Origin of the sequence: Virgibacillus sp. M23, assembly GCF_034190895.1 — a bacterium.
Classification (GTDB): domain Bacteria; phylum Bacillota; class Bacilli; order Bacillales; family Amphibacillaceae; genus Virgibacillus; species Virgibacillus salarius.
Genome location: NZ_JAWDHA010000008.1, coordinates 13,130 through 32,922, shown reverse-complemented (window position 1 = coordinate 32,922; position 19,793 = coordinate 13,130). Strand labels below are relative to the sequence as shown.

General features: G+C 35.4%; 18 protein-coding genes. All 18 read left to right on the top strand.

Going from position 1 to position 19,793, the window contains the following annotated elements:
• Positions 1-6: 6 nt before the first annotated feature.
• The 18 genes from RVS70_RS04840 (at position 7) to RVS70_RS04760 (ending at position 19,629) form a co-directional block, all read left to right on the top strand.
• Positions 7-150, top strand: a complete 144-nt coding sequence (locus RVS70_RS04840; RefSeq protein ID WP_161629293.1) for a hypothetical protein — start codon at positions 7-9, stop codon at positions 148-150.
• A gap of 926 nt (positions 151-1,076) precedes the next feature.
• On the top strand, positions 1,077-2,597 hold the full coding sequence (gene putP / locus RVS70_RS04835) for a sodium/proline symporter PutP (RefSeq protein ID WP_321132564.1): 1,521 nt from the start codon (positions 1,077-1,079) through the stop codon (positions 2,595-2,597).
• A gap of 658 nt (positions 2,598-3,255) precedes the next feature.
• The gene (gene gatC / locus RVS70_RS04830; protein ID WP_026682830.1) at positions 3,256-3,546 is read left to right on the top strand and encodes an Asp-tRNA(Asn)/Glu-tRNA(Gln) amidotransferase subunit GatC; all 291 of its coding nucleotides are present in this window, start codon (positions 3,256-3,258) and stop codon (positions 3,544-3,546) included.
• A gap of 11 nt (positions 3,547-3,557) precedes the next feature.
• Positions 3,558-5,027 (top strand): Asp-tRNA(Asn)/Glu-tRNA(Gln) amidotransferase subunit GatA, encoded by a 1,470-nt coding sequence (gene gatA / locus RVS70_RS04825; RefSeq protein WP_026682829.1) that lies wholly within the window; start codon positions 3,558-3,560, stop codon positions 5,025-5,027.
• On the top strand, positions 5,024-6,454 hold the full coding sequence (gene gatB / locus RVS70_RS04820) for an Asp-tRNA(Asn)/Glu-tRNA(Gln) amidotransferase subunit GatB (RefSeq protein ID WP_205389617.1): 1,431 nt from the start codon (positions 5,024-5,026) through the stop codon (positions 6,452-6,454). Before gatA ends, gatB begins: the two co-directional genes overlap by 4 nt.
• A gap of 222 nt (positions 6,455-6,676) precedes the next feature.
• On the top strand, positions 6,677-7,591 hold the full coding sequence (locus RVS70_RS04815; protein ID WP_166530064.1) for a diacylglycerol kinase: 915 nt from the start codon (positions 6,677-6,679) through the stop codon (positions 7,589-7,591).
• 85 nt (positions 7,592-7,676) lie between these two features.
• The gene (rlmD, locus tag RVS70_RS04810; protein WP_321132563.1) at positions 7,677-9,062 is read left to right on the top strand and encodes a 23S rRNA (uracil(1939)-C(5))-methyltransferase RlmD; all 1,386 of its coding nucleotides are present in this window, start codon (positions 7,677-7,679) and stop codon (positions 9,060-9,062) included.
• A 673-nt stretch (positions 9,063-9,735) separates the two neighbouring features.
• A complete protein-coding gene (locus tag RVS70_RS04805; RefSeq protein ID WP_321132562.1) occupies positions 9,736-9,933 on the top strand; it encodes a hypothetical protein in 198 nt (65 codons plus the stop codon).
• 632 nt (positions 9,934-10,565) lie between these two features.
• The gene (locus RVS70_RS04800) at positions 10,566-10,757 is read left to right on the top strand and encodes a hypothetical protein (protein ID WP_228088950.1); all 192 of its coding nucleotides are present in this window, start codon (positions 10,566-10,568) and stop codon (positions 10,755-10,757) included.
• Between the two features lie 336 nt (positions 10,758-11,093).
• Positions 11,094-11,315: a hypothetical protein gene (locus RVS70_RS04795; protein ID WP_228088949.1), complete on the top strand. Its 222-nt coding sequence runs from the start codon at positions 11,094-11,096 to the stop codon at positions 11,313-11,315.
• Between the two features lie 89 nt (positions 11,316-11,404).
• Positions 11,405-12,229: a DUF4037 domain-containing protein gene (locus RVS70_RS04790; RefSeq protein WP_228088948.1), complete on the top strand. Its 825-nt coding sequence runs from the start codon at positions 11,405-11,407 to the stop codon at positions 12,227-12,229.
• On the top strand, positions 12,219-12,590 hold the full coding sequence (locus RVS70_RS23360; RefSeq protein ID WP_374488431.1) for a TniQ family protein: 372 nt from the start codon (positions 12,219-12,221) through the stop codon (positions 12,588-12,590). Before RVS70_RS04790 ends, RVS70_RS23360 begins: the two co-directional genes overlap by 11 nt.
• Positions 12,591-13,523: 933 nt before the next feature.
• Complete coding sequence (locus tag RVS70_RS04785; protein ID WP_121604651.1) at positions 13,524-15,215, top strand: methyl-accepting chemotaxis protein; 1,692 nt, start codon at positions 13,524-13,526, stop codon at positions 15,213-15,215.
• A gap of 710 nt (positions 15,216-15,925) precedes the next feature.
• Complete coding sequence (locus tag RVS70_RS04780; RefSeq protein ID WP_121604652.1) at positions 15,926-16,288, top strand: PadR family transcriptional regulator; 363 nt, start codon at positions 15,926-15,928, stop codon at positions 16,286-16,288.
• The gene (locus tag RVS70_RS04775) at positions 16,249-17,016 is read left to right on the top strand and encodes a VanZ family protein (RefSeq protein WP_166530059.1); all 768 of its coding nucleotides are present in this window, start codon (positions 16,249-16,251) and stop codon (positions 17,014-17,016) included. The genes RVS70_RS04780 and RVS70_RS04775 overlap by 40 nt, the downstream gene beginning before the upstream one ends.
• A gap of 80 nt (positions 17,017-17,096) precedes the next feature.
• Positions 17,097-17,585, top strand: coding sequence for a VanZ family protein (locus tag RVS70_RS04770; protein WP_026682816.1), 489 nt, complete (start codon positions 17,097-17,099; stop codon positions 17,583-17,585).
• A 152-nt stretch (positions 17,586-17,737) separates the two neighbouring features.
• Positions 17,738-18,565, top strand: a complete 828-nt coding sequence (locus tag RVS70_RS04765) for a helix-turn-helix transcriptional regulator (protein WP_205389623.1) — start codon at positions 17,738-17,740, stop codon at positions 18,563-18,565.
• A gap of 86 nt (positions 18,566-18,651) precedes the next feature.
• The gene (locus RVS70_RS04760) at positions 18,652-19,629 is read left to right on the top strand and encodes an iron-siderophore ABC transporter substrate-binding protein (RefSeq protein WP_321132561.1); all 978 of its coding nucleotides are present in this window, start codon (positions 18,652-18,654) and stop codon (positions 19,627-19,629) included.
• Positions 19,630-19,793 lie beyond the last annotated feature (164 nt).

The window sequence follows — 19,793 nt, the reverse complement described above, 5'->3', positions numbered from 1 at the left end:
ATGTTAATGAAGAAGTTATTTGCTTCAATGGCATTAGGCTCACTTCTTATGATAGGATTTTTAAATACTCATGACAATAATTCAACAGAATTAGCTCATGAACTCGAGCCTGAGGTTGTGTCTATTGGGCAACCTGTATCACAATTTTAGTTATTTTTGATTTTTTCGCAAACTGGTTTTTAAATTTTTTTACCCTATTACTATATGATGGATTTTCCTGGGATGGCGTGGAACCCATTCCGGGACTTTTTTTGTAGTCTAGGAGAATATAAAATTTGAGCCTATGGAGAAATAGGGGCGTGTTGAGCCACGTCCAGCTCTAGCGCCCAGATAGGCTACTTCACGAATCGCTCTAGGATAAGTTATCATTGGCTCGCAAGCTCACCGTGATTCCTTTATCTTCGTTGATTCGCTCCAGTCGCTACGTTTCTAATCTGGCGCTTGCGCTTATGTTTCGATAAAGTGAAACTTCATTCCGTAGGAGTTTTCCACCTATTACCTACAGAATGTTCGTACCACAAGAGTATGACCCAAAGGTTCTGAACAAATTGGGTATTTAGGTGTCGTTTTCTCCCACTTAGTCCCTTTTGTACCAACACAGGCTCTTAAAGTGGAAGTCTTCCAGCACTTTAGCGGAATAATCTACAGCATATGGCTCAGATTGAAAAATTTATTGAAAAAAATTTTTATATAGAAATTTTGAGTTATTAGGAGTTATTTAAAAGGATTTGGACTATATTTACATATACGGAACTCTTATCTCTTTCATGTATGAAAATGATTATTCTTCATAACATATCACTGTATATGATAGTTCTATTTAGTAGGAAGCTTGATAGGGCGCCATTTGTGAGCCCTATGTAACTTGAAAAATAATTAATTATATGAAATCATAGTCGATGTGCTTATTTGAGAAATGAATCTCAAAATAATAATGCTATATTTTTAGAGAGAGGGGCATTGTTTGTATGGAATATGCGATTCGAGGTGCTACCTGGTTTTGGTTATTTGTTCCAATGCCAATTGTACTTTTATTATCGATCATTACTTTATTTACTGAGAGGAGAAAATAGTACGTGGATCTTACAACATTAATAACCTTTATTGTATATTTACTTGGGATGCTGGCTATCGGCGTCGTCATGTATTATCGTACCAATAACTTATCCGATTATGTCCTCGGTGGGCGAGACCTAGGACCAGGCGTTGCAGCATTAAGTGCTGGGGCATCTGATATGAGTGGATGGCTGTTACTAGGTTTACCAGGCGCAATCTATGCATCTGGAATGTCAGAAGCTTGGATGGGAATTGGTCTTGCAACAGGTGCTTATTTAAATTGGCAGTTTGTTGCCAAACGTTTACGTATTTACACCGAAGTATCAAATAACTCGATTACAATCCCTGATTTCCTTGAAAATAGATTTAAGGATAGATCACATATTCTCCGTGTTATATCTGCTTTAGTAATTTTATTATTCTTCACCTTTTACACATCTTCAGGATTAGTTGCAGGTGCAAAATTATTTGAGGCATCTTTTGGTCTTGACTATATGACAGCACTTTGGATCGGTGCGATCGTTGTTGTATCATATACGTTACTTGGAGGATTTTTGGCAGTATCTTGGACTGATTTTATACAAGGTATTCTTATGTTTCTTGCACTCATTATTGTACCAATTGTCGCGTTAAACCAAATGGGTGGATGGAGTGACGCTGTACAAGCAGTCGGAGAAATCAATCCATCACATCTTAATATGGTTCAAGGTGTTGGAATAATGGCAATTATTTCTTCACTAGCATGGGGACTTGGTTATTTTGGTCAGCCGCATATTTTAGTCCGTTTTATGGCATTGCGTTCAGCGAAAGATGTACCAAAAGCGAAATTTATTGGTACGGCGTGGATGATTTTAGGACTTTACGGTGCCATATTTACTGGTTTTATTGGATTAGCATTTATAAGTACACAAGAAGTACCGATTCTAAGCCAATTTGGAATTGAAGTGGCTAATCAAGATGGACTTCAAGTGTTGGCTGATCCAGAAAAAATCTTTATTGCATTTTCACAGATTTTATTCCACCCTGTAGTAGCTGGTGTGCTGTTAGCTGCTATTTTATCAGCAATTATGAGTACAGTAGATTCACAATTGCTCGTATCTTCATCAGCAGTAGCGGAGGATTTCTATAAAGCGATTTTCCGTAAAAAAGCATCTGCGAAGGAATTAGTCTGGGTTGGAAGAATAGCAACGGTATTGATTGCGATTGTAGCATTAATTATTGCCATGAACCCGGAAAGCTCTGTTCTTGATCTCGTTGGTTATGCATGGGCTGGTTTCGGTGCAGCGTTTGGTCCAATCATTATCCTGTCACTATTCTGGAAAGGCATTACTCGAAATGGTGCACTAGCAGGTATTATCGTTGGTGCAGTTACTGTTATTATCTGGGGAGATCTATTTTCTGGTGGAATCTTTGATTTATATGAAATTGTTCCCGGCTTCATTATGAATATGATTGTAGCAATCGTTGTGAGTCTTCTTGGCAAAACAGATCCTGAGCTAAAATCAGACTTTGACGAGACCTTAGAAAAATTGAAAGAGTAAATCACAAGTAATAAGATGTGGCTTAAACGCTGCTTCTAATAACGAAAGAACAATAGAAAAAAGTATAAACGAATTCAAGGACTTTATCAAAGCCGCAACAAATTTTAGAACCAGCAACGCCGAACAGATTCGAATGTTAAGGTAGGTATCGCTCCCAGAAGTTAGCGTGAAAAATCTATCTTCTGGGGCAACCATTAATTCGAATAATAGTTCGGCTTTTTCTTTATTAAAATAATTTGCCTTTTTTTATCCCGCATATAACTGGCAGTAACCCCCCCATTCAAGCAATAAGGTGAATCCAATAAGGAAAAGTGTGGGGACAACTGCCAGTAAATGTCCGATTGGCTCAGAGGCCTTTAGGTCATACCCTTGTGGTACTAACCATCCGTGGAGATAAACAGCCCCCATGAATGGAAGTTTTACTTTATAAATTGTGGATGCCCTATAGAAGCATAAACGGCAAATTGCCATTTTGAATAACACTGCTTCGTACGTAAGGCATGGATGCAGTTCCTGCACCGTAAATCAAACACCTTCGCTTTTCTTTCATAGTTGATTATTGTTGGGTCGTTCTGCTATTATCAATAGTGTTACCAAAGTTTATGGATAAGCAATAGATGTATATAATATAGAAGAAACAGATTTGGAGGGAAAGCTAGTGGCAGATATATCGAAGGATCAAGTAAAGCATGTTGCTCATTTGGCTCGTTTGGAAGTTAGCGAGGAAGAAGTAGAAATGTTTACAGAGCAATTAAGCTCGATCATTACATATGCGGAGCAGCTTAACGAATTAGATACATCAGATGTTGAGCCAACGACGCACGTGTTAGACATTAAGAATGTGCTTCGTAAGGATAAGCCAAAGAAGTGGATAACGCAGGAGGAAGCAATGAAAAATGCTCCTGATCAGCAAGATGGACAGTATCGTGTACCATCTATTTTGGAGTAGGAGGGAAAAGCATGTCATTATTTGATCATACGATTAAAGAATTAGAACAAAAACTACATAATCATGAAATTACCGTTCAAGATTTAGTAGCAGCTTCTTATCAACGGATTAAAGAAGTCGATGACAAGGTTCATGCATTTCTTACATTAAATGAAGAAAATGCTAATGCCTATGCGAAAGAATTGGACGAGGCAGCAGATAAACATACCGCATTATTTGGAATGCCTAGTGGTATTAAGGATAACATTGTCACAAAGGCGTTACGCACCACATGTGCAAGTCAATTCCTCGACAATTTTAATGACCCTTTGTATAACGCTACTGTAGTTAACAAATTAAATCACCAGCAAGCAGTTACGATTGGAAAGTTGAACATGGATGAGTTTGCAATGGGTTCTTCAAATGAAAATTCCAGTTACGAACCAACTCGTAACCCTTGGAATACCGATTATGTACCAGGTGGATCTAGTGGTGGATCAGCAGCAGCCGTAGCAGCAGGAGAAGTATTATTCTCTTTAGGTTCAGATACGGGCGGCTCAATTCGTCAACCAGCTGCATTCTGTGGAGTAGTAGGCTTAAAGCCGACATATGGACGCGTATCACGTTTTGGTTTGGTTGCCTTTGCTTCATCCTTAGATCAAATCGGCCCAATTACACGTAATGTAGAAGATAATGCACGTGTTCTGGAAGTAATCGCTGGACATGATCCAATGGATTCTACAAGCGCAGCTGTAGAAGTACCAGCTTATACGGAGGCACTAACCGGTGATGTGAAAGGATTGAAAATTGCCGTACCAAAGGAATACCTTGCTGAAGGTGTAGCACCAGAGGTCAAGGAATCGGTTCTGCAAGCACTTAAGGTATATGAATCATTAGGTGCAACGTGGGAGGAAGTGTCGTTACCACATTCCAAATATGCAGTGGCAACTTATTATTTACTTTCATCATCTGAAGCTTCTGCGAACCTAGCTCGGTTTGACGGTGTCCGTTATGGCGTGCGTTCGGAAAATGCTAATAATATGATTGATATGTTTAAAAAATCACGTAGTGAAGGCTTTGGAGAAGAGGTTAAGCGTCGTATTATGTTAGGAACTTTTGCGCTTAGTTCTGGCTACTATGATGCTTATTATAAAAAGGCTCAAAAAGTACGGACATTAATTAAAAATGATTTTGATAAAATCTTTGAAGACTATGATGTTGTTATTGGACCTACTACGCCTACGCCAGCATTTAAAGTTGGGGAAAAGGTGGATGATCCATTAACGATGTATGCAAATGATATCTTAACCATTCCAGTCAACCTTGCAGGCGTTCCAGGAATTTCTGTTCCTTGCGGTTTTTCTGATCAAGGCTTACCAATCGGACTGCAAATTATTGGGAAGCATTTTGATGAAAACACCGTATTCCGTGCAGCCCATGCATATGAACAAGCGACAGATCATCATAAACAACGCCCTCAATTAGGAGGTGCCAACGCATGAATTTCGAAACAATTATTGGCTTAGAGGTACATGTTGAATTAAAAACACAATCCAAAATATTCAGTCCAAGTACGAATGAATTTGGTACAGATCCAAATACCAACGTAAACCCAATTGATCTGGGATACCCTGGTGTATTACCAGTATTAAATGAGGAAGCTGTTAATTTCGCAATGAAGGCAGCGATGGCTCTTAATTGTGACATTGCTACAAATACAAAATTTGACCGTAAGAACTATTTTTATCCAGATAATCCAAAGGCGTATCAGATTTCCCAATTTGATCAGCCAATTGGCGAAAATGGCTGGATTGAAATAGAAGTAAATGGCAAGAAAAAACGGATCGGAATTACACGTCTACATTTAGAGGAAGACGCTGGTAAGCTTACCCATGGTGATGATGGATATTCGCTTGTAGACTTCAATCGTCAAGGTACGCCATTGATAGAGATTGTTTCTGAGCCAGATATGCGTTCCCCAGAGGAAGCATATGCCTACTTAGAAAAATTAAAAAATATTATTCAATATACTGGTGTATCGGATGTGAAAATGGAGGAAGGTTCGCTACGCTGTGATGCAAATATCTCTCTACGTCCACTTGGACAAGAGGAATTTGGCACCAAAGCAGAATTGAAAAATTTAAACTCCTTTAGCTTTGTACAAAAGGGCTTAGAGTTTGAAGAAACGCGTCAGGAAAAAGTATTGCTTTCCGGAGGAGAAATCCTCCAAGAAACGCGACGCTATGATGAAAAATCAAAAGAAACGATTCTAATGCGAGTGAAGGAAGGATCAGACGATTATCGATATTTCCCTGAACCTGATTTAGTACCTCTATATATTGATGAGGCGTGGAAAGAGCGAATTCGTCAAGAAATTCCTGAACTTCCGGATGCACGTAAAAAACGTTATATGGAAGAACTTGGTTTACCAGAATATGATGCTGCCGTATTGACCAATTCCAAGCAAATGGCTGATTTCTTTGAAGAAGCAATAGCTCATGATGCGGATATGAAGCAGGTGTCGAACTGGCTAATGGGAGAAATCTCTGCTTATATGAATAAGCATTACAAGGAATTGCATGAATTAGCAATTACACCAGAAGCATTAGCTAAGATGATCCAATTAATTGAAGATGGTACCATCTCTTCGAAAATTGCAAAGAAAGTCTTTGCTGAATTAGTAGAAAAGGGTGGAGACCCAGAAAAGATAGTAAAAGAAAAAGGGCTTGTGCAGATTTCCGATGAAGGGCAATTACGCGGAATTATAGCGGGTGTGCTAGATCAAAACGAACAATCGATTATCGATTATAAGAATGGTAAAAATAAAGCAGTCGGCTTCTTAGTCGGTCAAGTAATGAAGGCAACAAAAGGACAAGCAAATCCACCTATGGTAAATAAGCTCCTATTAGAGGAAATAAATAAAAAATAGTGTGGAGGCAAGACTACCAATGAAAAGCATTGGTAGTCTCGTATTTGCAGTCAGTTACACATTGGAAAATAATGCATATTCACGAAACAATTCAACAATTCCCCTTTTCAAAATGATGGAAAAGGTCTATGATAGATGTTGGACTGAAAAATAAACCATGAGACCTAGTGACTTAAATAGTTGAAGGACCCTGCATATTTCATGCAATGCGGAGGGAATGAAATGAAGAAAGCACGTATTATTTATAATCCCACATCTGGCAGAGAAGCCTTTAAAAAAGAATTACCGGCAGTTCTAGAAAAGCTCGAAATTGCTGGATATGAAACATCAACCCACGCAACCACCTGTGAAGGAGATGCGATAACAGCTGCAAGGACAGCGGTTGACCGAGGATATGATCTCGTTATTGCTGCTGGAGGCGACGGCACCATTAATGAAGTGATTAATGGAATTGCCGAACAGGAACATCGGCCAAGGCTGGGGATTATACCAGTTGGTACAACCAATGATTTTGCTAGAGCATTACGCATTCCAAGAGATATAAAAAAAGCGGTTGATGTTATTGTAGATGGTCAATCGATGCTTTTAGATATCGGCAAAGTAAATGATCATTATTTTATAAATATTGCCGGTGGTGGAAAGTTAACGGAGCTAACCTACGAGGTTCCGAGTAAGCTAAAAACAATGCTTGGACAGTTAGCTTATTATATGAAGGGAATCGAGATGCTTCCGTCCTTAAAGCCAATTCGAGCAAAAATAGAGTATGATGGCAATGTTATTGATGAGGATATTATGTTATTTCTTATTTCCAATTCGAATTCTGTTGGTGGCTTTGAGAAGTTAGCACCTGAAGCAAATATGCAAGACGGATATTTTGACTTAATTATTTTGCGCAAAACGAACTTAGCAGAGTTTATTCGTATTGCCACGCTTGCATTGCGGGGAGCTCATTTAGAAGACAAGCATGTCATTTATGAAAAAGCGAAGCATGTGACAGTTACGACAGATGAGAAGATGCAATTAAATATTGATGGGGAATTTGGTGGATTGTTGCCCGGAGAATTTATAAATTTGCAGCAACATATCGACTTTTGTGTTCCAACTGAATTTATCGATAAAGAAGGGGAAGATTACTGAATGCAGTAGTCTTCTTTTTGTTCATACTATTGGTTAGAGTTATGTTAAGATAAGACCACAGACTAGCACGTAAAGGAAGATATACATGGCGAAACAAACAGCACCAGTAAAAAAGAATCAAACCATCACGCTCACTTTCGAAGATCTTACCCATGAAGGAAATGGTGTAGGCAAAATTGATGGGTATCCACTATTTGTACCTTATGGGCTACCAGGGGAGGAAGCCGAGGTAAAAGTTGTTAAAGTAAACAAAAACTTTGGATTCGGCAAACTAGTAGAGGTGAGACAAGCAAGCTCAGAGCGTGTCGAGCCCCCATGTGATGTGTATTATAAATGCGGCGGCTGTCAGCTGCAGCATATGAGCTATGCTATGCAGTTGGATATGAAACAGAATCAAGTAAAGAATGTTATGCGAAAAATAGCACATATGGAACAAGTTCCCGTACATCCTACCATTGGTATGAAGGACCCTTGGAGATATCGTAATAAAGTACAAATTCCGGTAGGGGATAAGCATGGTGAATTAATAACAGGTTTTTATCAAAAACGAAGTCACCAGATTATTGATGATATGGATACGTGCGTCATTCAGGATGATAGTAATGACCGACTTGTAGAAGCTGTTCGCAGAATTGCCGATCGATTAGGGATTAAAGCTTATGATGAAAAGCAAAACCGTGGAGTATTACGACATATTATGGTCCGAACTGGTAGAGAAACAAATGATGCGATGATCGTTATCGTTACACGAACGGAAAAGCTGCTGTATCAGGACAAGCTAATAAAGGAATTAACGGAAACGTACCCACATATAAAATCGATTGTTCACAATGTGAATAGCCAACGGACAAATGTTATCTTGGGAAAGAAAACAAAGGTAATTTGGGGCGAAACCTATATATACGATACGATAGGTGATATTCGCTTTGCTATTTCCGCTAAATCCTTTTATCAGGTGAATCCACCTCAAACAAAGGTGTTATACGATAAAGCGTTGGAATATGCAAAACTTGGAGCAAATGATATTGTTGTTGATGCCTATTGCGGAATAGGAACGATATCTTTATTTTTAGCTCAGCAGGCGAAGAAGGTGTACGGTATTGAAGTGGTTCCAGAAGCAATAAATGATGCCAAAATGAATGCCAAATTAAATGGCATTACGAACACTGAATTTGTTGTTGGTGAAGCTGAGAAAATTATGCCGTGGTGGAAGGCTCAAGGACTTCGACCAGATGTCATAGTCGTCGATCCGCCTCGAAAAGGCTGTGAAGTGGAATTCCTTCAAGCTATGATTGAAATGGAGCCAAAGCGAATTGTCTACGTCTCTTGCAATCCTTCTACCTTAGCTCGTGATTTAAAAATATTAGATGAAGGTGGCTATGAAACGAAGGAAGTGCAGCCAGTTGATATGTTTCCACAGACCAATCATGTGGAGTGTGTTACTTGGTTGGAAAGGAAAGTGTCTAATTAAAAAGTAAACTTCCGACACAAAATAAACATTTCCGATTAAGACCCCGATTTCGTGAAAATAAACATTTCCGATTTCCGGGTCTTTTTCATGCTCATCCCTTGTCTTGTCTCGGTTTTCTCTTCTTTCCTACGCAACTTTTTAAGAGAGCTTTATTTTAAAACAAAAAAGATGACCATTGGATTCATTAACAGAAAGTGTTTGGTCATCCTCTGAGACATCACTGATAGTAACATCGAAGTGATTTAATTCTCCATTGATTAAGAAGTCATATTTGCCAACTGGTTCCACCATTTCAATTGTTTTGTCCGTAATAGCTACAGTGGCTAGTTTTAAGTAGTCTACTCACCTTCCACAACCCCTTTTATTGTCCATTTCTCTTTCGAAATTAAAAACATGTAACAAGAAATTTTAGCGAAAACCTCCTATTCATCACCTTTGTAAACGTTTACTAGATTTATATTGTAATGTTTTGTTTATTCGCGAAAATTTTTTAAGTATTAATTTAGCTGATCTAGTTCTGATTTTTGGAATTAGTAGATAAAATTAGATTAATTACGAATTTAAAAAAATGAATATTTTGTTATTATTAATAATAGTAACAAAACATTCATTTTAATTGCAGTGGTAAAATTTTAGGTATGTATACTTCTTACCGGAGAAAGGAGAAAATTTGATGTCATCAAAAAAACTATCGAGGTGGTACCTTACTATAGCAAGTACAGGTGCCTTTGTTGTGGCAGCTGTTTTAACCTTAATATTTGATCTTAATGTATACACCACTCTAGGCTTTTTAACCGCTGCAATAATATTATTTATTACGGATGCTGTTCGTGTGACTTATAAAAAAAAGAAGTCAACAGAGGGAAATTAATAAAAACTATGGATATAAATAGCTTAATCCTGGATGGATAACAAGCAGAAAAATTAGAAAAAAGCGGGTTACATTATCCGCTCTTTTTATTTATTTTTCAAACATAATCTTCTTAAAATTAAATCGTAGTGCATATTATAAGACCACCTTTTAAATCAATACATTCTTCGAATAGGTTTTTGCTTCGTCTCCCTACTTGGATGCAATCCTCTAGTTTCACCAATATAAATATCAAGAATAAACATTCTTTGAAAAACTCCTTTTATTTCTAAATCAATTTTACATAGGATAAATAGAATTAAAAAAAGGTAATAGCTCTTGCTATTAAGTCGAGGATTAGTTAAAAAAATAATAAATTGAGCTTTGGATATAAAATCCCCCCTAAAGCTGAAGCGTATTTTTTGTCCACTTTAGGGGGAGGTCATAATTCTTAATCTTTTTATATTATTCATCAGTCAAAATGACGAACTAATTTACTGATTCATCGTAATTATACTAAAACAATTAGTGCCAAGTGTATTTATTTTAGAAGGGAAGGTTAAATCATTTTCGTATTGAATAATGGTTATTTAGATAATGACGATGTGAAAAAATATAGAGATTCAAAAGAAGGATTCATGGGGGTGATATGAATGAAAGAATGGTGGGAAAGGAAGAAAGTGAAAGCAAGGAGGAGAAAAAAAGAAAAAGAGAATTATACGTTTTGGAATGTCATTCTTGACGTATTGTGTTGGATACCTGAGTTAGTAATTTTACCTATACGCCTAATTTATTGGCTAATAAAGAGTGTAGGAAGAATGCTTAAAAATATCGTTGACTTCTAAGGGAAAATACAACTAAAGTATTTAACTTTACAACTTTAGAAGTAAACTAAAGATATATAATTTTGATGATGGGAAAGTTTGTATGATGAAAAAAACTTCTAAGGAAGTTATATGTTGAAGTAGAACGAGGGGCTGATTTCACAATAGGAGAAAAGAAATATCTAACTCCTTCTGATGATTAAATAATGATTAAAAAGTATTAAAGTAACTGTAGTAACGGGTATAAGAGCTGAAGAAGGATCAATAGAGATATTATATTATAGCGGTGATATTATGAAACGATATTATATTGCAGTGATGTATGATATATTCGAACCTAATAATCAATAAGAAGATATGAATGAATACCTTTTAGATTTGACTTTTGATATTGATAAGGAAAAAATGTATAGGTATTATAGAAAATGGATAGAGGATGAAGTGGTTAAATTAGAAAATGAAACCAAATTATCCTGGGAAGAACAAACAGAAGATATTGAAGACTTAAATATAAAAGCTAGAAAAACACAATTAGTATTGAGGCATAGATCAGATGTGGTTTTAGAGTTATTAAATTAAAGGGTTTATTTACAGAGTAAGCGTCTACACTTTATTTTAGAATAAAGCAAGATTACGGAACAAATAGAATTGGTTGGGAGTTAGCACAAATGGACTTATTTAAGAAAGCAATAGACATGTCCAAGATATATAGGGAGAATGAAAAAGTGGAAGCCATTATTTTGGCTGGTTCGGTATCAAAGAATTTACAGGATGAGTATTCAGATATTGAATTGCATATTTTGTGGTCAAATTCTCCAACAGATGAGGATCGCCAATATCCCATCGAAGAAGTTAAGGGTACAATTTTATCGTATCATCCCTATGAAGAGGAAGAGTGGTCCGAAGCTTATATGAATCAAGATGGTATTAAGTTTGAGATAAGTAGCTTTTTGTCCACGACAGTTGACCGTTTTATTTTCGATGTAATTGATAGATGCGAAACTGATTTTAATAAACAGTGTATTCTAGCATCTATTGATGATGGAATTAGTCTTTTCGGAGAAGAAATAGTTAATGGGTTAAAAAATAGAATAGCTAAATATCCGTTAGGACTTACCAAACAAATGATTACTGAAAATCTTTGGTTGAGTAATCGATGGAGTAACCGTAATGCACTATTAAAACGACAAGACTGGTTAATGCTTTATGATGTCCTCTGTGGAGTACAAAAGAAACTGTTTGGTGTTTTGTTTGGTTTAAATCATATGTACGTAAATCACCCTGCTTATAAGTGGATGCGGTTCAATATTGAACGTATGCAGATTAAACCGGAAAATCTTTATGACAGAATGACAAGTATAATGATAGGTGATCCACAGAATGCTGTACAAGAATTGGAGTTATTGATTGAAGAGGTAATTGTGTTAGTAGAGAAGCATAATCCCAAATTGAACATTAGTGAACAAAAGAAAAATATTGGATATGCGAAATAGCAATTCTTATTTCAATGTATTACACTCTCTAGAAGATTTATTCGGAAGGAACGTTCTAGTATCTTCTTCTTATTTTCCTCAATACTTTGATTCATTTATTAAATGCCTACCACAAACTTCAAAAGTAACATCTAAGGAAATTAACGATAAACATACTCTATCCCCATTTTATTTCACAAGGAAAACGGATTTCATATACGAGACGACTGAAAAATGGTCGAATGGTTTAAAAATGAACTTTGAAAAGCTAGTTGGATTTGGTGGGAATAAAGTACTTAGATTGAGTTATTTAAGGTATTGTCCGTTATGTTTTAAGGAAGATATTGATACATTAGGTAAAAGCTATTGGAGTACTAATTAGCAAATAATTATTAATAGGAACGCATCTGATTACGGAGATTGATTTCATTGTAATATGGAATTTACTTGGGGGAGATTTTGTATTACTTTAAAGCAACATTCCGAATAAGCCTGACAAACAAAAGGTTTATTTCTTTCTGCATTGATTTTATTTTTGTATAAAACACATAAATGATGTTTGCAATTACTAATATTATTGATGCCGTTAAAAAGCCAAGTATGGAGTATAGATTAGGACCAAGTATTAAGTTCAAAATTTCATTACAATCTTGTATACTTTTCCTTTGCTAAACACAGTTGTCCATTTATATTTACTTCAAACATCGTTCCCGTTCCTCCAATTCTTTGCAAGAATGTAATCAAACTCTTCTCCATAAATCCCTTATATTTCCAATAGTGAAATAACTAACAATCTCATAATATTCACCGATATATGTAATGAGTATTTAGTAATGGTTCTTTAGTATGAATTTAAAAATAAACTTGTAAGGGAGGAAAAGAAATAGAGGATTATAAAAATAATTATATGTAAGCTGAAGATCCATATTTCTGTATTAATTGTGTATCAAATCCTATCTATCCAAGGTTTTAAAAGTAACTAATAGTCATTTGTAAATCATTCGATTTGCCAAATAGCATTATAATTTTACGAATAATAGCATATTCATTTTGGTTGGAAAAAGAGATTGATAAAACAAAATAGAACAGAAGAAAATCGTATTTTTAATTGTAGGCATAGATAATGATAACGTTAGTTTTCTATTCGTTGCAGCTACAAGCGTGGTAGATAGTGAAGAAATAGAGATTAAACCTGCATCAAATATTGGTGGGGTTTAAAAGGATGTGCAAGTATTAAACTTGATTACAAATGATGTCATTCGGTTTGGTTGCAATTAATCTTATACCATTATATAAACTGACAGGGGATACTAGCATGAAAAAACTACTCAAATTTAAAAGAATTAAAACAAAATTGTTATTCGGTTTTGGGTTACTTATAGCATTAGCATTTATAGTAGGAACGGTAAGCTATATTGCTATTGAAAAGTTAAATAATAATACAAAGCAAATTGTTGAAAAGGACGTTCCATACCTAATTATTAATGAAAATTTTTCTTATAATATGTCACAGAGTGCATCAATGGTTCGTGGCTATTTCCTATATAATGATAAGGAGATAAAGAAACAATTAGAGGCTAATTTGGAAAAAGGTAAAGAAATAGAGAAAGAAATGTTGACTTTAAGTGATTCAGAAAATATTAAATCCATTATAGACAAAAAAGCTAAATGGACAGATATGGTAACTAATTCAATCACCGAATATGAATCGGGTAATCGTGATAAGGCTGTTGAGATATTATTGGAAGCTAAGTCACTTTCCAATGAAATAATGGATAGTAATGAAAAATTATCTTCAAGAAGTCAAAATGATGTCAATAAACAAGGAAAACAAATTATATTGTATGGTGATTCAACAGTGTTCTTTATTTTAATCATATCAGGTTTAGTTTTAATAATTGGTATTATTATAGCTTTAATAACTGCAAAGTCTCTTACTAATCCAATCTTAATAATTATGAAACGAATGAATGATTTGGCAAAAGGCGATTTAAGTCAAGAACCGTTGAAAACCAACAACAAAGATGAGGTTGCGCAACTTGTTAAAGCAACGAATATAATGAGTGATAATAATCGGAATCTATTAAATAGAATTTCTGAAGTATCCGAATCTGTTTCAAGTCAAAGCGAAGAGCTAACGCAGGCAGCCAGTGAGGTTAAAGCAGGAGCAGACCAAGTTGCAATAACAATGGAAGAGCTTGCAACTGGGGCAGAAACACAGGCGAATAGTGCCAGTGAGTTAGCATCCATTATGGGAACGTTCACTAACAGAGCTGAAGAAGCAAATGAAAGTGGAGAACGTATTCACGAGAATTCAGGAAAAGTATTAGAGCTGACAACAAAAGGAAGTCAACTAATGAATGCTTCAACTGAGCAAATGATTAAAATTGATCGGATTGTAAAAGATGCAGTAGAAAAGATGCAAAATTTGGATAACCAATCGCAAGAAATCTCAAAACTTGTTTCGGTGATTAAAGATGTTGCAGAGCAAACAAATCTATTGGCTTTAAATGCTGCCATTGAAGCTGCAAGAGCGGGTGAGCATGGTAAGGGCTTTGCAGTTGTGGCAGATGAAGTAAGAAAGCTGGCGGAGCAGGTTGCTCTATCCGTAAATGATATTACGACAATTGTAACCACCATACAAACTGAATCCAGTGTTGTAGCTGACTCATTAAGAGATGGATATTCAGAGGTAGAACAAGGGACATCTCAAATAGAAACCACAGGTAAAACGTTTAATAATATAAGTTCTGCAGTTACAGATATGGTTCAAAGTATTCAGGCTGTATCTGAACACTTATCTGAAATTGCGGCTAATAGTCAAGAAATGAATGGTTCTATAGAGGAAATAGCCTCAGTTTCTGAAGAAGCTGCAGCGGGTGTAGAACAAACATCAGCATCAGCACAGCAATCAAGTGGATCCATGGAAGAAGTAGCAGGAAGCTCTGAGCATCTTGCTAAATTGGCTGAGGAATTAAATGAATTGGTAGGGCGGTTTAAGTTGTAATGTTACAAATCAATTTTGTATAAGTAGCAGAGTGGTCATTAATGTTTTGAATAAAGGTAAGAATGTATAACATGTTTAATAACCGATATTTCTCCTTTTCGGTCAAGCAAGTCTAAACTAGGTTCTATAGCATTTGAAATGAATAAGGCAGAAAAGAAAGTGAGAAGCTATTAAAGTTAATGATAGATAGTTAATGGCATTTGTTAAATTTGAAAAGTTTAATTCAATGTTAGAGTTGAGGAAGCAAATAATAATATGCAATTTTTTGCTTCATAGAATGACATACTTTACTATTCAATATTTGCGTTTTCAGAGAGTAGCGGACATGATAGCCTATTGTGAGCGGCTTATTGGAGAAGTGCCTTGAAGATAGATCGTGTCCGTAATGGGCTCTATGACAAATGATTTTAATAATGACAATGACCCCGTTTTTCGTGAAAATAATCTTTTCCGATTTTCGGGTCTTTTTCATACCTCTTGTCATTGCTGACTTTACTCTTTTCTGGAGCTCCTTTTTTATAATTATATTTTTTATCCCTCTTTTCAAAAATAGAAATAGAATTGTCTTCACTGGCTGTTGTTTCTCTATTTTGGGACTAATTCGTCTGTAAAGTGTGAATTTGATAGGTCGATTCTTTTTTAACCTTGTAATGCGATGTACTATTGTGTTACGATGTAAATATAATTCGTTTGAAAGTGAGGTGTCGTTTATGGACAAAGAGATAATGAAGGGTAGTATTGATATTTTATTTTTATCTCTATTAAATAAAAGGGACATGTATGGTTATGAAATAGTAAAAACATTAAAAGAAAATAGTAATGAACTATACAACATGAGTGAAGGGACGTTATATCCCGCTTTGAAGCGATTAGAAAACAAAGAATGGCTACAATCTTATTGGGGCAGTTCAGAGAATGGCGGGAGAAGGAAGTACTATAGGATCACACAAGATGGGAAGAAAGAGTTAGATAAGAAATTAAAGGAATGGAATCAAATAAGTAATTTAATTAAAGTATGTTCGGAGGGTATCGCATGGATAAAAAAATCGAAAATTATATTGATAAAGTTGTGAATCAATTACATTGTGACGAGGAAGAAAAGAGAGAAATAATTGATGAAATGAGAGATCATTTACATTTATTAAAAAATGAATATATAGATCAAGGTTTTACTAAGGAAGAATCAACAAAAAAGGCGTTAGAGAGTTTTGGAGAACAGAAACAATTAACGAAAGGTTTACAGGAGTCACTGTTTCCATTCTATAAAGTAACTAAGATAGGAACATGGATTTTATTTGGTCTTTACTCATTTATTATTCTATTTAAGTTACTCTTTCAACGTATCATTTTCCGAATCAACGATTACTACGTAACTGGAGATACATTTAACAGATATGTTTTTACTCCAATGAATTCAGAAGGCTATGTTGAATTTATAAAGGTCAATTCGAATTTCATTCCGTTTAAAAATACCATCGAATACATATCTGGAGCTGACCGTTTTAATATGGACATCATCATCAATAACACATTAGGGAACATTTTAATTTTTCTGCCACTGGGAATTTTTCTTCCTTTATTAATTAAAAAATACAGTAGATTTACTAGGGTAATTGTTGCTTCAACCGTTATTAGTTTTTCAATTGAAACTTTGCAGCTGGCTTTAAAAATTGGGCAATTCGATATTGATGATGTCATTTTGAATACAATTGGCAGTATCATTGGTTTTCTGATTTTAAAGATAGCCAAAAGTGTCATCACTTTTCCAAAGGGAAGTTTCGTTCGAAGAACAACAAATTGATTCGCTTAACATTCCATACAAAGTGCAATAGATTTTTTAAAAGGTTTGTAGAAATATCGAGAATTAGGGGAATAGTGATTATGAAAATTTTATTGAAAGTAGGATTAACAGTTGTATTATGCTGTTATTTGTTCATTCTTTCAAAACTAATTCTATTCAAACACCTTGCCATTCCAGACATTATGAGCCATTTTACATTTAATTTTGATGGCTATTACTGGAATAACCACAATTTTATTCCGTTTAAGACGATTACGTATTATTTGTTCTTGGCGAATGATATAAACATCAACATACGGGTTGAAAATCTAACTGGAAATATTATTGGGTTTATGCCATTCGGATTTATTCTTCCACTGTTATCAAGCAAGTTCCATAGGTTTAAAAAGATTACAATTGCAGCTCTTTCTTTAAGTTTAACATTCGAACTAATTCAACTTATTTTCGGCTTTGGTAGTTTTGATGTTGATGATATTATTTTGAATACACTCGGAGGAATATTAGGGTATCTACCCATTAGCATATACACTAACCGCAGGCAGGGACAACAAAAGAATGTAATGGATTAAATGAAGAAATTTATGGTAAGTTGCACGGCTTATGGGAAACCCAACCGTGCTTGTTGAAGTGTATGTAATACTTAGGTGTAGAGTGGTACAGCATGTACATCGGTTGATTTCACAGCTTACAGGCAAATTATTAGTGAAATGAGGCAAGCATTTTGAAAATGGACGTTCATCAATTAGCAGAGTATCTCGCAGACAATCCTTTTCAAGTAGAAGGAATATATCGTTATGCTAAAAACCCAGGTGTACCTGACGCTGATTATACAGACTCTTTTCCTGGATTTGTCTTTCCACTTGCAGGGAGGACACAATTTCAATTTAATGGTACACCTTATATCCTTTCCCCAGGGAAAATTATCCATGGGGGTGCAAAAATGGAACTGGCTCAAAAAATGTTTGGTGACACAAACTGGGAATATATTCTAGTTCTATATCGGATAGGTAACTCAAAACTAGAAGACACTAGCTTTTCTCAACAGCATTTTGAATTATCAACAGGGCAATCCCCTCGACTTGTCGAATTACTTATGCGCCTGTGGCAAGTATATAATCAGCGTGGAGGAATTTCAATGTTTCAGACCGAAATGCTGTTTCGCGAAGCACTGAATGAAGTCTTATTATCTGTTATTAATAGGCAAAATAGCTGTGAATCACATACTTTATTCGAACGGGTATCTAATTATATTCATGAAAACTATTATCAAAGCCTTACAATAGCATCGCTTGAAGAACAATATAACGTTAATCGAAATCGACTTTCTTACGTATTTAGAAGACATGCAGGGATGGGACCGGCAGAATATCTATTAAACTATCGAATAAAGATGGCACAAAAAATGTTATTTACAAGAAATGTGTCTATACAACAAATTGCACAAGCTGTTGGAATCACTGACCCCTTCTATTTTAGTAGAGTGTTCAAGAAGCAAGTTGGCATTTCTCCTACTAAATATCGCGAGAAGTTCATCAATAATCCATGCTAATTTCAACAAGCATCCATTCTTAACTGAAAATGAATGTACTATACTAATGGAAAGCCACAGGCAACATGGTATAGGGGGAAATTAATATGCAAAAAATGAAAGGACTTCTGTTCTTAATAATATTAGTAGGCATACTAGCTGGTTGTAATAAAACGCCTACTGAAAATAATAATGGATCAGTCTCAGAAGTTGAATCTGAAACAGAAGTTAATATAGATGAAACGGAATGGCCGAGAACGTTTAAGGATGCATCTGGTAAAGAAATTATTATGGAGAAGAAACCTGAAAAATTGGCCACGCTATGGTATTTTTATCCTGAAATATTAGTTGCACTAGGTGAACCACCTACTGCTTCTACAGAAAAAGAATATCTATCTTCTCTATCTTATTTAAAAGGAAAGCTGGATTCAACTGAAGAATTAGGAGATAAACTGTCCCCTAATATTGAAAAGATTCTATCTACTGAGCCTGATTATATTATAGCCACAGAACATCATAAAGAGATACATGACTCTTTAGAAAAAATTGCGCCTGTCATTACACTAAACTCCAATGACATCTATGAAGATTGGCAATACGGTCTTCGTACAGTAGCCGAGATTATTGGAAAGGAAGACGAAGCGGAAAAAGTAATCGATCATATGATGAAAGCGATTGAAATGGGTCGTGAAGCATTAAAGGCAATTGAAGGAGAGTCAGTAGCATTTATAGTATCTTGGGATGGAAAAACGTTTAATGTTCTAGGTGAAGAAAATCCTGTCTATACACTAGCGTTTGATAAAAGTAGGGGGCTGGGGCTTACACCAGATAAGACATTTAAAGGTACTAATAATGAGTTTATTACATTTGAAGGAATTTCAACGATTCAAGCAGATCATATTTTCCTTATAGGCGACATTACAAAAGAGGATAAATTGATGAATGAATTAGAACAAAGTAATGTATGGAACAACCTGAATGCTGTGAAGAAAAGCAATGTCTATTTAATGGATACTTCCGCTATTACTGGTGGTCCATTGGCTATCGAATATGCGTTACAAAATATAATAAATTCTTTACGTTAGTTCTAAAAGGTGGAGATAAAAGTTATTGAAATCACTCAGTTGTAACAACCGAACGACAAGGTTTGGCCTGAGCATCTTCTTTTTAAACGTAAAGAGCTTTACTAATGCATACTATTTTTTTACTCATTACTGTAACGGTATAGTGGAAGTCAAAATAAGGAGGG